Raw genomic sequence first — 14,016 nt, 5'->3', positions numbered from 1 at the left:
GTCGTTCCCCTACTGGAGGGAACGACGGCGCGGCCGTTCAGGCATCGGCCTCAGGACGAATACGCGCCCCGGCGGCCGGCGGGAGTGCTACTCCCACTCGATGGTGCCCGGGGGCTTGCTGGTGACGTCGACGACGACGCGGTTCACGTCGCGGACCTCGTTGGTGATCCGGGTGGAGATCTTCGCCAGCACGTCGTACGGCAGGCGCGACCAGTCGGCGGTCATGGCGTCCTCGGACGAGACCGGGCGCAGCACGATCGGGTGGCCGTAGGTGCGGCCGTCGCCCTGCACGCCCACGCTGCGGACGTCGGCGAGCAGCACGACCGGGCACTGCCAGATCTCGCGGTCCAGGCCGGCCGCGGTCAGCTCCTCGCGGGCGATCGCGTCGGCGTCGCGGAGCAGGTCCAGGCGCTCCTTGGTGACCTCGCCGACGATCCGGATGCCCAGACCCGGGCCCGGGAACGGCTGGCGCTGGACGATCTCCTCCGGCAGGCCCAGCTCCTGGCCGACCATCCGGACCTCGTCCTTGAACAGCTTGCGCAGCGGCTCGACCAGCTGGAACTGGAGGTCCTCGGGCAGGCCGCCGACGTTGTGGTGGGACTTGATGTTGGCGGTGCCGGTGCCGCCACCGGACTCCACCACGTCCGGGTACAGGGTGCCCTGGACCAGGAAGTCGACCGACTCGCCGTGCTCGCCGGCCTCGGCGATGATCTCGGCCTGGGCCTGCTCGAAGACCCGGATGAACTCACGGCCGATGATCTTGCGCTTCTCCTCGGGGTCGGTGACCCCCTTCAGCGCGTTCAGGAAGCGCTCGGAGGCGTCGACGACCTTCAGCTGGACGCCGGTGGCGGCCACGAAGTCCTTCTCGACCTGCTCGGTCTCGCCCTTGCGCATCAGGCCGTGGTCGACGTAGACGCAGGTCAGCCGGTCACCGATGGCCTTGTTCACCAGGGCGGCCGCGACCGCGGAGTCCACACCGCCGGACAGGCCGCAGATCGCGCGCTTGTCGCCGACCTGCTCACGGATCAGGGCGATCTGCTCCTCGACCACGCTGCCGGTGGTCCAGGTCGGGGCGATGCCGGCGCCGCGGTAGAGGAAGTGCTCCAGGACCTGCTGGCCGTGGTCGGAGTGCAGCACCTCGGGGTGGTACTGGACGCCGTACAGCCGGGCCTCGTCGTTCTCGAAGGCCGCGACCGGGACCAGGTCGGTGGAGGCGGTGACGGCGAAGCCCTCCGGGGCGGCGGAGCAGGCGTCGCCGTGCGACATCCACACCGAGTGCTGCGCCGGGACGCCCTCGAACAGGGTGGAGCCGGTGCGGGAGACGGTCAGCGGGGTGCGGCCGTACTCGCGGGCGCCGTTGTTGTCGACAGTGCCGCCGAGCGTCTTGGCCATCAGCTGGAAGCCGTAGCACATGCCGAAGACCGGGACACCGGCCTCGAAGATCGCGCGGTCGATCTGCGGCGCGCCCTCTTCGTAGACCGACGACGGGCCACCGGAGAGGATGATCGCCTTGGGGTTCTTGGCGAGCATCTCGGCGACCGGCATGCTGCTCGGCACGATCTCGCTGTAGACCCGCGCCTCACGCACCCGACGGGCGATGAGCTGGGCGTACTGGGCGCCGAAGTCGACCACCAGGACGGGGTCGTTGTCCGGCGCGGACTGGACGGGAATTGCAGAGGACACAGACGGCCTTCCGGCAGCGGTATCGAGGTGTCGCGCGTTGGCCGCCTCCTGGGTGGGGGCAGCGGCGGCGGACGGTGTGGGGTGTCTGAACACCGATTCTACCGGGCTGTCCGGTTTCACTCGTCTGCCCGCCCGATGGACCGTGACCGGGCGGGGCGGCGGTTCGTTGCTTCTGACGAACGTACGGCCGCGCCGCGTCCGCCAGACGCGCCGCCCGTCCCCGCGGGGGCACCGCCGTACGGCAGCAGGACCACGCGTGGAGCTCCATCCCAGTCCACCGGCGCACGTGGTGCCGCCGCCCGGCCCGCCGGGCGCACGGCTCCGTGGGACCGTGCGCGGGTGCCGCGGCCGGCCAGCAGGGGACAGCGACCCGGCCGCGACTGGGCCGAGAGGTGGGACGGCCGGAGTCCGGGGACGCCCGGGACCGGCCGTCGCACCCCCGGTCCGATCCGGTGCACGCCCGGCGCACGCCCCCGAACGACCCGCGCCGCTACGCGCGTCCCCGTGCGCCAGAACCACCAGAACCACTACGCACCGTGATCATCGACGCCGACCCCGGCGGGAAATGCTCTCTGCCCAACTGTGCCGAACCGGTTGCAGAGCGAGCCCCTCGTCCATCACGATGCTCGTTGTAAGCGGTTCTCCCGGCGCCTCACGGCTCACCGAGGAGGTCCGTGACGTGTTCTCCGCAGCCGCGCCGCAGGGAGGTCGCTAGCGGTTTTCAGCTCACGCTCCGTGAGCGCGGGACCAGCGCAGACCCGCGCGCCGACCCGCCGCACACGGGCGTGCGCGCCCCGCGCGGCCGGCCACCCACGCCGGAGCCGCACGGCGTACCCCGAAGCCAACCGACACGACGGCGCTCCTCCCCCGGCGCCGTCACCCCAGCACCGGCGCGGCCCTGACGCCGAGTGCTGACCGACAAAGGGCCCCGTTCCCCCGCGGGGCCCTTTGCCCTTTCCCGTCGCGCCGCCGCATGCCCCCGTACGCCCGTGGCCGCGGACTCAGGGGTGCTTGCGCCAGACGCTCGGGTCGACCGGCTCCTCCGTCGGGGGCGGCGGCACCGCGCCCGGCACCGGTGTCCCGCCGGCCGGGGCGGACGACGCCTCGTGCGAGGCGAGCACCTCGCTCACCCCGCTCCCGGAGGCGAACGGCGCGTCCTGCGGCGCGGCGGCCTGCGGCGGCACGCCGTACCCCGGAGCCCCCTGCCCCGGGCTGGCCGGCACCGGGCCGTCCTGGGCCGGGACGCCGTGCGGCGGCGTCGCGTACGGCACCTCCGGCGGCACCGCCCCCGGGTACGGCGCGGCACCCCGGGCCTGAGCGAACGGGGACTCGGCGTACGGCACGGCGCCGCTCGGCGCGCCCGCGCCCCGGCCGCGGACGGCCGCCAGCAGCGGCGGCACCAGCAGCGCGCCGGCCAGCGCCCAGACCGCGTTGGCCACCAGCACGCTCAGGAACACCAGCCCGACCGACTCCTCCTCGGAGAACTCCATCCGCCCCGAGCCGACCCAGCCCGAGGTGAACATGGTCCGCGTCAGCAGCGCGCCGGAGACGGTCATCAGCAGGGTGAGCGCCCCGGCGTGCACGGCCGCCAGGCGCAGCCGGTCGGCCGCGTCCAGCCCGCGCCGGAACGCCGTCCAGCCCAGCAGGACCGCCGAGGCGAGCGCGAGCAGACCGGCCCAGCGCCAGTCGCCGGTCAGGTCGTGCAGGTCGAAGAAGGAGAAGTCGGCCTCGGCGCTGCGGTCGCCCCAGGAGCCGTCACTGCGGGAGTCGCCGCTGCCGGACAGGCCGGAGTGCGTCCGGAACGTCGCGCCCGAGCCGAAGCCGAGCAGGTTGAGGCCGAGGTTGGGCAGGAAGGCCAGCGAGATCCCGGTCTGCGCACCGCTCTCGCTGTTGGCGGCGACCAGCACGAAGGCCGTCACCGAGGACAGCCCCACCGAGATCGCCAGCGCCTGCCCGGCGGCCAGCGCGGACACCGCCCAGCCGCGCACCGCGCGGCTGCGCCAGGCGGCCCAGCGCAGCGCGTCGGTGCCGTAGACGACGAAGGTCAGCAGAGCGGCCGCCGCTGCGGTCCAGGCGACCGCCTCCAGCCAGCCGGAGTCCGCGGTGATCAGCGGCCGGCCGGGCTTCTGGCCGCCGGAGCCGAAGTAGTCGGGTTTCACGGTGCTGCCCGCGGGGTGCCAGTCCGTACTGCCGACCAGCCCGAGCAACCCGCTCACCGCCGCGAGGACCAGGGCGGTGCGGATCGCCTCGCCGGCGGCCTGACCGCGGGTGAGCTGGCCCGCCACCGCCTTGCGCCGGCGCAGCCCGGCCCGCAGGCCGAGCCAGAGCGCCAGGCACCAGAGCACGGTGACGGTCATCGGCAGCACCCGGAGGGCGATCTCCAGCCGGTCGGTCCGGCCCTGGCTCAGCGGGCTCTGGTACCCGAGCCGGAACGGTGCGCCGAGCGCGTTCAGGGCCATCGACAGCGTCGAGCCGAAGCGCTCGCCGAAGCCGGCCGACTGGAACCGGTACTCGTACCGGTAGTCGCTCGGGATCGCCGCGATCAGCGCGGCGGCCAGTAGGACGAGGGTCGGCGCGACGGCCGCCTTGACCGCCGGACGCCAGTGCGCCGCGGTCAGCAGGCGCTGGAAGGTCGACGGCTTGTCGTACGACTGCCCGGCGCCCCAGCTGCCCAGGGCGGGCGGGGACGCGGCGGCCGGTCCGTACCCGGGCGGCGGCCCGTAACCCGGCTGCGGTTCGTACCCGGGCGGCGGGACGGCGGGCGGCGGGACGGACGGAGCCGCACCCCGCGGAGGCGGCGGGGCGGCGGGCGGCGGAGGCGGCGGGACGGACGGAGCCGCACCCGGCGGAGGCGGCGGGACGGCGGGCGGCGGGGCCGGGGGCGCGAACGGCCGCCCGCACGACCCGCAGGCGGGTGACCCCTTCTCCGAAGTCGCCCCGCACGCTGTGCAGTTGGCCATGGCCCGCGTTCCCCCCGCTCGACGAGTCCCTGGCCGCCCCAGGGAGCCCGTTTATCCCATCGGACCCGAACGGATGTCAACCGGGAACCGGGGCAAGCGGATTGGCCCGCCGGGCCGGATTCAGTCGCGCTTCTTCGGGACCTCCGGGACGGGCAGCAGCGGCAGCCGAAGCGCGCCGAACGCGCCCTCGGGCACGGCCGGCCTCAGCGGCGCCACCGCCGCCACCCGCCGGTACTCCTCCCCCTGGGCCGGGCGCGGGTCCGCCTCGCCCTTGTTCGGCCACATCGACATGGCGCGCTCGGCCTGCGCGGTGATGGTGAGCGAGGGGTTGACGCCCAGGTTGGCGGAGACGGCCGAACCGTCCACCACGCTGATCCCGGGGTAGCCGTACAGCCGGTGGTACGGGTCCACCACGCCGGTCTCGGGGGCGTCGCCGATCGGACAGCCGCCCAGGAAGTGCGCCGTCATCGGGATGTCGAAGATCTCGCCGACGGTGCCGCCCGGGAAGCCGTTGATCTCGTCGGCCAGCGCCTGGGCGCCCTGCTCGGCGGCCGGTATCCAGGTCGGGTTGGGCTCGCCGTGGCCCTGGGTGGAGGTGAGCCGGGCCTTTCCGAGCGGGCCCTTCTTCAGCGAGACGGTGATCGAGTTGTCCAGCGACTGCATCACCAGGCCGATGATCGTCTTCTCGGACCAGCGGCGCTGGTTCATCGAGCGGGCGAAGGTCACCGGGTGGAGCGCCGAGTTGCCCAGGTAGCGCAGCCAGCGCGGGATCGTTCCACCACCCCTGACCTGGGCGATGGACAGCGCGCCCATCGCGTTGGAGCCCTTGCCGTAGCGGACCGGCTCGATGTGGGTGTTGGCGTCCGGGTGGATCGAGGAGGTGATCGCCACGCCCTTGGTGAAGTCCGCCTTGGTGCCGTAGCGCCGGTCGGTGGTCTGCGCGCCGACCAGGGCCTCGGAGTTGGTGCGGGTCAGCTCGCCCAGGCGTTCCGAGATCCGGGGCAGGTGGCCGCCGTCCCGCATCCGGTGCAGCAGCGACTGGGTGCCGTAGGTGCCGGCCGCGACGACCACCCGGGCCGCGGTGATGGTCCGCGCACCCGCCTTCACCCGGTCGGTCTTCGAGCGCGCGTCGGTGCGGCGCACGTCCACGGCGTAGCCACGATTCCCGTCGGCCCCGCCGACCTCCCGGATCCGGGCCACCGTGGTGAGCGGGTGGATCTCCGCGCCGCCCCGTTCGGCCAGGTGGAGGTAGTTCTCGGTGAGCATGTTCTTGGCGCCGTGCCGGCAGCCGGTCATGCACTCGCCGCACTCCACGCAGGCCTTGCGCGCCGGGCCGGCGCCGCCGAAGTACGGGTCGGCCACCTCGCCCCCGGGCGCCGCCTTGGCACTGCCGTCGGTGTCCCCGCCGTCGCCGAAGAAGACCCCGACCGGCGCCATGTGGAAGGTGTCGCCGACGCCCATCCGCTCGGCGGCCGCCTTCAGGTGGACGTCGGAGGGGGTGAGGGTCGGGTTGAGCCGGACCCCGAGCATCCGCTGCGCCTGGTCGTAGAACGGCGCCAACTCCTGCTGCCAGTCGGTGATGTGGCGCCACTGGCGGTCCTCGAAGAAGGCCTTCGGCGGCACGTACAGGGTGTTGGCGTAGTTCAGCGAGCCGCCGCCGACCCCGGCGCCGGCCAGGATCAGCACGTTGGCCAGCAGGTGGATGCGCTGAATTCCGTACAGCCCGAGCTGCGGCGCCCACAGGTAGTTCGGCAGGTCCCAGGAGTTCCTGGGCAGTTCGTCCCGGTCGAAGCGCCGGCCGGCCTCCAGGACGGCGACCCGGTAGCCCTTCTCGGTCAGCCGCAGGGCCGCGACCGATCCGCCGAAGCCGGACCCGACCACCACCACGTCGTAGTCGAACTCCGCCGCACCGCCGGACTGCACCATCTGCCACCGCTCCTTCGCCGGGTGAACCTGCCTGTGGGTACCGCGAGCCGGGCCCCGCCGGAAGTGCGGGGCCCGGTGTGCCGCCGAGGCCTACTTGAAGCGCAGCGCCTTGAGTGCCCGCAGCCCGCCGGTCATCACGGCGGCGAACTGCTTGTCGTCCAGGCCGAACGAGGGCGCGATCGGCAGCAGCCGCTGGGTCGCGATGGTCTGCGCCTCGGTGAAGCGCAGGATGCCCTCGGCGCCGTGCCGGCGGCCCAGCCCGGAGTCGCCCATGCCGCCCATCGGCGAGCCGACCGAGCCGTACGCGGCGGCGTAGGCCTCGTTGACGTTCACCGTGCCGGTGCGCAGCCGGGCCGCGACCGTCCGGCCGCGCCGCAGGTTCCTGGTCCAGACGCTGGAGTTCAGGCCGTACGGCGTGGAGTTGGCGGCGGCCACCGCCTCCTCGTCGGTGTCGAAGCGGTAGAGGGAGACGACCGGGCCGAAGGTCTCCTCGGCGCAGACCGCCATGTCCGGGGTGACGCCGTCGAGGATGGTCGGCTCGAAGAAGAACGGGCCGAGGTCCGGCCGGGCACGCCCGCCGGCCACCACGGTGGCACCCGCCTTGACCGCCTCGTCCACGTGCCGGGTGGTGGTCTCCAGCTGGCGGACGGAGACCAGCGAGCCCATGTCCGCGCCGTACGCGAGGCCCCCGCCGAGGCGCAGCGCCCGGGTGCGGGCGGCGAAGCGCTCCAGGAACTCGTCGGCCACCGAGCGGTGCACCAGCAGCCGCTCGATCGAGATGCACAGCTGCCCGGCGGAGGAGAAGCAGGCCCGCACGGCGCCCGCGGCGGCCGCGTCGAGGTCGGCGTCGGCGAGCACCAGCATGGCGTTCTTGCCGCCGAGTTCGAGCGAGGCGCCGACCAGCCGGGCGGCGGCGCGCTGGGCGACGTCACGGCCGGTCCGGGTGGAGCCGGTGAACGAGACGTAGTCGGCGTGCTCCACCACGGCGGGGCCGATCACCGGGCCGTCGCCGATCACGACCTGCCACAGGTCGGCCGGCAGCCCGGCCTCGACCAGCAGTTCGCGGGCCCACAGCGCGGTCAGCGCGGTCTGGGTGTCGGGCTTGTTGACCACCGCGTTGCCGGCCACGAAGGCGGGCAGGGCGTCACCGATGGACAGCTCCAGCGGGTAGTTCCACGGCGAGATGTGGCCGATCACGCCCTTGGGGCGGCGGGCCTCGACGGCGTGGGTGAGCACCGGCAGCGCGCCACCGCGCCGCTTGTCCTTGAGGTACCCGTGCGCGGCCCGCCCGTAGTGCCGGGCGGCCATGGCGACGGCCAGTACCTCCTCGAAGGCGTGCAGCCGGGCCTTGCCGGTCTCCGCCTGGATGAGGTCCAGTACCTCGTCCTGCCGCCTGAGCAGCAGGTCGTGGAAGCGCAGCAGGACGGCGGCCCGGCGGCGCACCGGCAGCGCGGCCCAGGCCGCCTGGGCGCGGCGGGCCAACTGGAAGGCGACCTCGACGTCGGCCGGGGTGGACTGCGGCAGGCTGGCCAGCCGTTCGCCGGTCAGCGGGGCGGCGGTCTCCACCAGGTCGGGCTCGCCGGTGGCGGTGACGCCGGCGGCGAGCCTGGCGACCAGGGACGGCGGGACGGCCGCGGCGACCGTCCGGCCGCCACCGGGGGCCGCCGGATTGCCGGCGCCGGAGTGTTCGGTGGCCACTGCATCTGCTGTGAGGTCCGACATACGCGCAGCCTAGGCGTTCGGCGGCCGGTCTGGTACCCGCCGGTAACAAAAATCTGCCGCAGTCGGGTGAAAGCGGGCGCCCCTCCCCTGGCCGGCGCCCGTCAGCGGGTCGGCGTGAAGCTGTTGAGCACCGCGTAGAAGCGCTGCTCGGCCTCGTTCCACTCGCTGCCCCTCTCCGGGCTGGACGAGTAGATCGCGTAGCTGGTGCCGTCCTGGCTGATGAACTCGGTCTCGATCGCGCGCCGGCGGCCGCCCTCCTTGGCCAGGTAGCTGAACTCCCAGACCGCCGCCTCCTGGCCCTTCACCGCCGCGCTGGCCATCCGGTGCTGCTTGTAGTCCTTGAGCGCCTTGGAAAGGCTGGTCTCCATCTGCCGCATGTGCTCCAGCGGCTTGACCGACTGGCCGACGGTGACGGCGAACTGCAGGTAGTGCACCTTGCCGTCGGGGCTGTAGAAGATCTGGTTGTCCCCCGAGCTGATCCGCTGCCAGGGCGGGGTCCCGTTCGGCAGCGGGAAGCGGAAGCCGGCCGGGTCGTCGACCCAGTGGTAGCCGCTGGGCGGCGCCACCGCGGGGGTGGCGTCGCTGGTGGGCTCGGGCCCGGTGGACTCGGCGGCCGTCGGCGTCGGGTCGTCGGCGGCGCCGCCGCCCACCACGTGCCGGGTGGTGAGGAAGGTGCCCGCGGCGGCCAGCAGGCCGACGGCCACCGCGATGCCGGCGATCTTCAGCAGGTTGCGGCGCTTGGCCGGTCCGCGCGCGGGCGTGACGGAGTGCGGCACCGGCGCGACGGGCCCGGTGCGCGCCAGGGCGGCGGCCTGCTCGCCCCCGGCGGTGTCCGGTCCGGCGGGGGCGGCGGGGACGGCGGGGACGGCGGACGCGGAGGCCTTCGGCTCGGTCGGTTCCTCGGAGCCCTCGACCGGCTCCGCCACCAGCCCCCGGCCCTCGCTGCGGTCCACCACCGGCACCGACTGGGTGGGCATGCGCACCGCCGCGACCGACTTCAGGCCCATCGTGTGCCCGGCCTGCACCTCGGCCAGCATCCGGGCCGCCTCGTCCGCGGTCGGCCGCTCGTCCGGGTCCTTGGCCATCAGCGCGGCCAGCACCGGCCCCAGCGGCCCGGCCCGCCGCGACTCCGGCAGCGGCTCGTCGACCACCGCGGCGAGCGTGGTGATCGGCGAGTCCCGTCGGAACGGCGACTGGCCCTCGACCGCCGCGTACAGCGTCGCCCCGAGGCCCCACAGGTCGGAGGCCGGCCCGGGCCGCTCGCCCTGGGCGCGCTCCGGCGCCAGGTAGTCCGGCGAGCCGACCAGGTCGCCCGGCCGGGTCAGCTCCGTCGAGCCCTCGTACTTCGCGATGCCGAAGTCCATCAGCACCACCCGCCCGGTGCCGCGCTCCAGCAGCACGTTGGCCGGCTTCACGTCCCGGTGCAGCACGCCCAGCTGGTGGCCGCGGTGCAGCGCGGCGAGCACCTGGCTGCCGACCTCGGCGACGGCGCGCGGCTGCAGGGTGCCGTCCTGGCTGATCACGTCGGCCAGCGAGCGGCCGTCGACCAGCTCCATCACGATCCACGGCCGGCCGTCCTGCTCCAGCACGTCGTGAACGGTGATCACATTGGGGTGCTTGATCCGCGCGGCCGCGCTGGCCTCGCGCTTCATCCGGGTGTGCAGGATCTGGAGATCCTCCTCCGGCAGGTGGTTGACGGTCAGCTCCTTGACCGCGACCTCGCGGTCGAGCATCCGGTCCCAGGCCCGCCAGACGGTGCCCATGCCGCCCCGGCCGAGCCGCTCGCCGAGTTCGTACCGCCCGGCCAGCAACCGCTCCGCCTCGGCCGCCTCCGGCCGGTCCTGCACGCCCATCTGCGCCCGCTCCCCCACACATTCCGCCTGCCGTCACCGCGACGGAGGGCCTGGTGCAGACCACTGTTCGAACAAATCCCACGCACACATTAGGCGCACCTTGCCGCCCCGGGTAATCACGCCCGCTCCCTGGACCGGAAGGCCGGATTCCGGGCGGGCGGTCAGCCTGCGAACAGCACCACCGCGACAATTCCCAGCGCCAGCAGCGCAAACACTCCACCCACCAGCAGCGGGCCCAACAGGGAGGGGGGTATCCGGGGCGGTTTCGCCCCGTCTCCTGCCCCGAAGTCCCCGCCGCTCCCGCCTTTTCGGGCACTCCCCCCGGCCCTGGAACCCCCGGCCTTCCCCCCGCGCAGGCGCGGCTGCCGCGGCACCAGCGACGCCTCCGGCTTCGGCCCCGGCCCGCCACCGGTCCAACTCTGCGCCACCCGGTCCTCGTCGACCGGCTCCGGTGCCCCCGCCAGCAGCTCCGCCAGCTCCCCGCGCACCGCCTCCGCGGTCGGCCGCAGCACCGGATCAGGCTGCAACAGCCGCTCCACCAGCGGCGCGAGCGGCCCGCACACCACCGCGGGCTCGCGCCGCCCGTCCCGTACCGCCGTCACCAGCTCCGGCACGCCCCGCTCCGGGTACGGCGCGCGGCCGGTGACCAGCCGCTGCATCAGCACCCCGAGCGCCCAGCAGTCGCCCGCCGGACCGCCGTCCAGCGGCCAGCGCTCCGCCACAGGGCCGACCAGGGTGGCCCGCACCTCGTACCGGCGGCGACCGCCCGGCCCACCGAGCTCCTCGGCCAGCGCCTCCTCCGCCACCCCGGCGAGCAGCCCGCCGAGCATCGCCGCGCCGTCCTCGCAGACCAGCACCGACTCCGCGGTCACGTTGCCGTGGATGAGCCCGGCCGCGTGCAGCGCCCGCAGCGCGCCGGCCAGGTCCGCCGCCAACTCGGCCGCCCGGTACGGCGGCAGCGGCCCGTCGGCGAGCAGCTCGGCCACCGTCCGCCCGGCCGGCCGCTCCTCCACCGTCCACAGCAGCTCGCCCTCGACGAACGCGCCGACCCCGCGCAGCAGCCGCGGGTGCGCCACCGGCGCGGCCGAGCCGACCGCCGCCACCCGCCGCACCAGCCGGTCCGCCTGCGCCGCGGCGGCCTCCTCCGGGTCCAGTCCCGCCGTCAGCAGCGCCGGCAGCTCCAGGGCGCTCAGCAGCACCGATTCACCGGTCCGCTCGTCCACCGCGTGGGCGCGCAGCGGTCCGGGACGGTCCGTCAGCCGGTACCGCCCCGCCAGCAACTGCCCGGGGCCGCCTCGCATGCCAGTTCCTCTCACTCACCGAGCAGCCTACTGAGCGGCTCCGCTTAGGCTCGATCCCATGGACTGGACCGATTTGATCGACACCGCCTTCGAGGCGTCAGGAAACCGCAGCAAAGCCAACCAGGTCGAGGCCGTCCGCGCCGTCGAGGTGACCGCCATCGACGGCGAGAAGCCGGTCGCCTCCACCGCCGGGCGCCACCCCGAGCACTTCCGCAAGGGAGTGCTCGTGCTGACCACCCATCGGCTGCTCTTCCTGAAGGACGGGAAACCTCCGGTGCCGGTTCCGCTTGCCGCCGTCACCGACGTCTCCGTGACCCGCACCAAGCTCAACGGCGAAGTGCTCCTGGTGGTGGCGCTCACCGGCTCACACCGCTACGAGGACGTGGTCAAGGCCGAGTTCTTCGCCGAGCAGCTCCGGGCCTCCGCCCGGGCCGCCCGCAACGCCCCGAAGGCCGTGCCCGTCGCCGCACCGGCCGAGGCCGCCACCGGCGAACAGCTCATCGGCCAGCTGGAACGGCTGGCCGCCCTGCGCGCCTCCGGTGCCCTCACCGAGGACGAGTTCACCCGCGCCAAGCAACGCCTGATCGGCTGACCTACGGCGCGGGCTGGAAACTGTTGAAGACGATGTCCCGGACCGGGGCCTGGGCGGCCCACTCGGTGTCCGGGACGATCCAGTAGATCGAGTACCCGTACTTGGCCGGGGTCCCGGTCACGAAGCCGCGGTTGAGCGAGTGCGTCCTCGGTGTGCCGCTGGTCCACTCCCAGTCCGCCGCGTTGCTCCACTGCCGGTAGCCGATCGCCGCCAGGTTCACCCGCTGGTAGTTGGTGACCTTCGCGATCAGGGCCGGCTCGGACTCCTGCCAGTCCGCAACCGCGCTCGGACCGGGCGACGTGGTCCACTCGATCCGCAGCTGGCTGCCGTCGGCCGCGTTCTTGAAGATCCGCCGGTTGGCCTCCGACCCGGTCGGCTGCAGGCCGTCCGGGAGCACGACCGAGAAGCCGCTCGGGTCCTTGTACTCGTGGTACCCGGCCGGCACGGCGCCCGGCGCGGGCTGTGCCGGGGGCTGGGCCTGTGCCGGGGTCTGGGCCTGCGCCGGGGGCTGCACGGGGGCCGCCGGCGCGGTGGCGGACTGCACGGGCGCGTCCGGCACCGCAGCCGGATCGCCCGTCGGCTGGGCGGGCGCCAGCGCGGGTTCACCCGCCGTTGCCGACGTCGGCACCGGCTCCGTACCGGTCGCCACCGGCGCCGTGGCACCCGCACTCTGCGTGGCCCCGCCGTTCGAACCGCCGTCCCCACCGACCGCCTGGATCACCGCCACCGCTCCCGCGATCAGCAGCAGCACCACGATCACGGTGGCGATGGCCAGCCGCCGCCGGCCGGTGCGCGGGTCGGCCCCGGCCGCCTGCGTCGCACCCCTCGTCCACTCACTGGTCACCGGCCGGATCGGCTCCGGCCCCGGCTCGACCGGGGCGGGCTCCGCGGCCTTCGCGGCCGGCTCCCCGCCCTGCGCCCGGCTCCCCACCCGAACCGTCCCCAGCAGCCCGCCCACAGCCCGCTTGCGGCCGTCCTCGGGCTGCTCCGGCTCCGCCTTCGAAGGCGCCGACGCCGCCTCGGCCGGCTTCTCCACCGGCACCGCGTGCTCGGTGGTCGACTCGGCCCGCGCGGTCGCCTCCGCGACCACCCGCTTGAGCATCGACCGGGTCTGCGAGGCGTCCAGCCGCTCGGCCGGGTCCTTCGCCAGCAGCCCCTCGATCACCGGCAGCAGCGGCCCGGCGTTCACCGGCGCGGTCAGGTCCTCGGTCATCACCGCGGTCAGCGTGGCCAGCGCCGAGCCCCGGTCGTACGGCGGCCGGCCCTCGACCATCGCGTACAGCGTGCCGCCGAGCGACCACAGGTCGGCCGGCGGCCCGGGCTTCTGCCCGCGGGCCCGCTCCGGCGAGATGTACGAGGGCGCGCCGACCAGCATCCCGGTGGAGGTGACCGAGGCGTCGCCCTCCACGCTGGCGATGCCGAAGTCGGTGAGCACCACCCGGCCGTCCTCGCCGATCAGCACGTTGGACGGCTTGACGTCCCGGTGCAGGATGCCCAGCGCGTGCGCCGCGCTGAGCACGCCCAGCACGTCCAGCGCGATCTCCGCCGCCCGGCCGGGCGTCAGCGGCCCGTCCTCCCGCACCACGTCGGCGAGCGAGCGGGACTCGACCAGTTCCATGACGATCCACGGCCGGTCGTCCTCGTCGACCACGTCGAAGACCGTCACCGCCGAACTGTGCCGGATCCGCGCGGTCGCCTTGGCCTCGCGCAGCGTCCGGGTGATCAGCCGGTGCTTCTCCTCCTCGTCGACGCTGGCGTTCATCCGCAGTTCCTTGACCGCGACGGTCCGGCCCAGCATCTCGTCCTCGGCGCGCCATACCGTGCCCATGCCGCCGCGCCCGAGCACGCCGTTCAGGCGGTAGCGGCCGGCCAGGAGGCGGCCGGTGGAACCCTGCGCCTGGGTCATTCGGAACGTTCCCCCATGTGCTGCCGGCGGTCGTGGTGACGGCGCGTCGGCCCACCTGGGTCCCGAGCGCCCA

The 14,016-nt window shown here is 74.3% G+C and carries 8 protein-coding genes; 1 reads left to right on the top strand and 7 read right to left on the bottom strand.

Annotated features, from left to right (window positions below; genetic code table 11):
* Positions 1–87: 87 nt before the first annotated feature.
* From guaA to ACFU7Y_RS08425, 6 genes are all read right to left on the bottom strand, one after another.
* Entirely contained in the window at positions 88–1,683 is a 1,596-nt protein-coding gene (gene guaA, locus ACFU7Y_RS08450) for a glutamine-hydrolyzing GMP synthase (RefSeq protein ID WP_224284305.1), read from the bottom strand.
* Positions 1,684–2,684: 1,001 nt separating this feature from the next.
* Positions 2,685–4,643, bottom strand: coding sequence for a hypothetical protein (locus ACFU7Y_RS08445; protein ID WP_380766924.1), 1,959 nt, complete (start codon positions 4,641–4,643; stop codon positions 2,685–2,687).
* 120 nt (positions 4,644–4,763) lie between these two features.
* Positions 4,764–6,569, bottom strand: a complete 1,806-nt coding sequence (locus tag ACFU7Y_RS08440) for a GMC oxidoreductase (protein WP_380766922.1) — start codon at positions 6,567–6,569, stop codon at positions 4,764–4,766.
* Positions 6,570–6,659: 90 nt separating this feature from the next.
* Entirely contained in the window at positions 6,660–8,291 is a 1,632-nt protein-coding gene (locus ACFU7Y_RS08435; protein WP_380766919.1) for a succinic semialdehyde dehydrogenase, read from the bottom strand.
* Positions 8,292–8,392: 101 nt separating this feature from the next.
* Positions 8,393–10,144 carry a serine/threonine-protein kinase gene (locus ACFU7Y_RS08430; RefSeq protein WP_380766917.1) on the bottom strand — a complete coding sequence of 584 codons (1,752 nt, stop codon included), beginning with the start codon at positions 10,142–10,144 and terminating at the stop codon, positions 8,393–8,395.
* 161 nt (positions 10,145–10,305) lie between these two features.
* On the bottom strand, positions 10,306–11,445 hold the full coding sequence (locus tag ACFU7Y_RS08425) for a protein kinase (protein ID WP_380766915.1): 1,140 nt from the start codon (positions 11,443–11,445) through the stop codon (positions 10,306–10,308).
* A gap of 58 nt (positions 11,446–11,503) precedes the next feature.
* Here ACFU7Y_RS08425 and ACFU7Y_RS08420 point away from each other — a divergent pair, with 58 nt between their 5' ends.
* Positions 11,504–12,037 carry an SHOCT domain-containing protein gene (locus ACFU7Y_RS08420; RefSeq protein ID WP_224285523.1) on the top strand — a complete coding sequence of 178 codons (534 nt, stop codon included), beginning with the start codon at positions 11,504–11,506 and terminating at the stop codon, positions 12,035–12,037.
* A 1-nt stretch (position 12,038) separates the two neighbouring features.
* On the opposite strand, the gene ACFU7Y_RS08415 is transcribed toward ACFU7Y_RS08420, so the two are convergent.
* A complete protein-coding gene (locus tag ACFU7Y_RS08415) occupies positions 12,039–13,943 on the bottom strand; it encodes a serine/threonine-protein kinase (protein ID WP_380766913.1) in 1,905 nt (634 codons plus the stop codon).
* Positions 13,944–14,016: the final 73 nt, after the last annotated feature.

It is taken from the genome of Kitasatospora sp. NPDC057542, from assembly GCF_042801945.1.
Lineage (GTDB): Bacteria > Actinomycetota > Actinomycetes > Streptomycetales > Streptomycetaceae > Kitasatospora.
Note: the sequence above shows the minus strand (reverse complement) of the source record. Positions and strands in the feature narration are given on the sequence as shown.

What these genes read in the sequence shown, in the direction of transcription:
- ACFU7Y_RS08425 (WP_380766915.1), bottom strand. Translation starts at nt 11,445, where the DNA reads ATGCGAGGCGGCCCCGGGCAGTTGCTGGCGGGGCGGTACCGGCTGACG.
- ACFU7Y_RS08415 (WP_380766913.1), bottom strand. Translation starts at nt 13,943, where the DNA reads ATGACCCAGGCGCAGGGTTCCACCGGCCGCCTCCTGGCCGGCCGCTAC.
- ACFU7Y_RS08435 (WP_380766919.1), bottom strand. Translation starts at nt 8,291, where the DNA reads ATGTCGGACCTCACAGCAGATGCAGTGGCCACCGAACACTCCGGCGCC.
- ACFU7Y_RS08420 (WP_224285523.1), top strand. Translation starts at nt 11,504, where the DNA reads ATGGACTGGACCGATTTGATCGACACCGCCTTCGAGGCGTCAGGAAAC.
- ACFU7Y_RS08430 (WP_380766917.1), bottom strand. Translation starts at nt 10,144, where the DNA reads ATGGGCGTGCAGGACCGGCCGGAGGCGGCCGAGGCGGAGCGGTTGCTG.
- ACFU7Y_RS08445 (WP_380766924.1), bottom strand. Translation starts at nt 4,643, where the DNA reads ATGGCCAACTGCACAGCGTGCGGGGCGACTTCGGAGAAGGGGTCACCC.
- ACFU7Y_RS08440 (WP_380766922.1), bottom strand. Translation starts at nt 6,569, where the DNA reads ATGGTGCAGTCCGGCGGTGCGGCGGAGTTCGACTACGACGTGGTGGTG.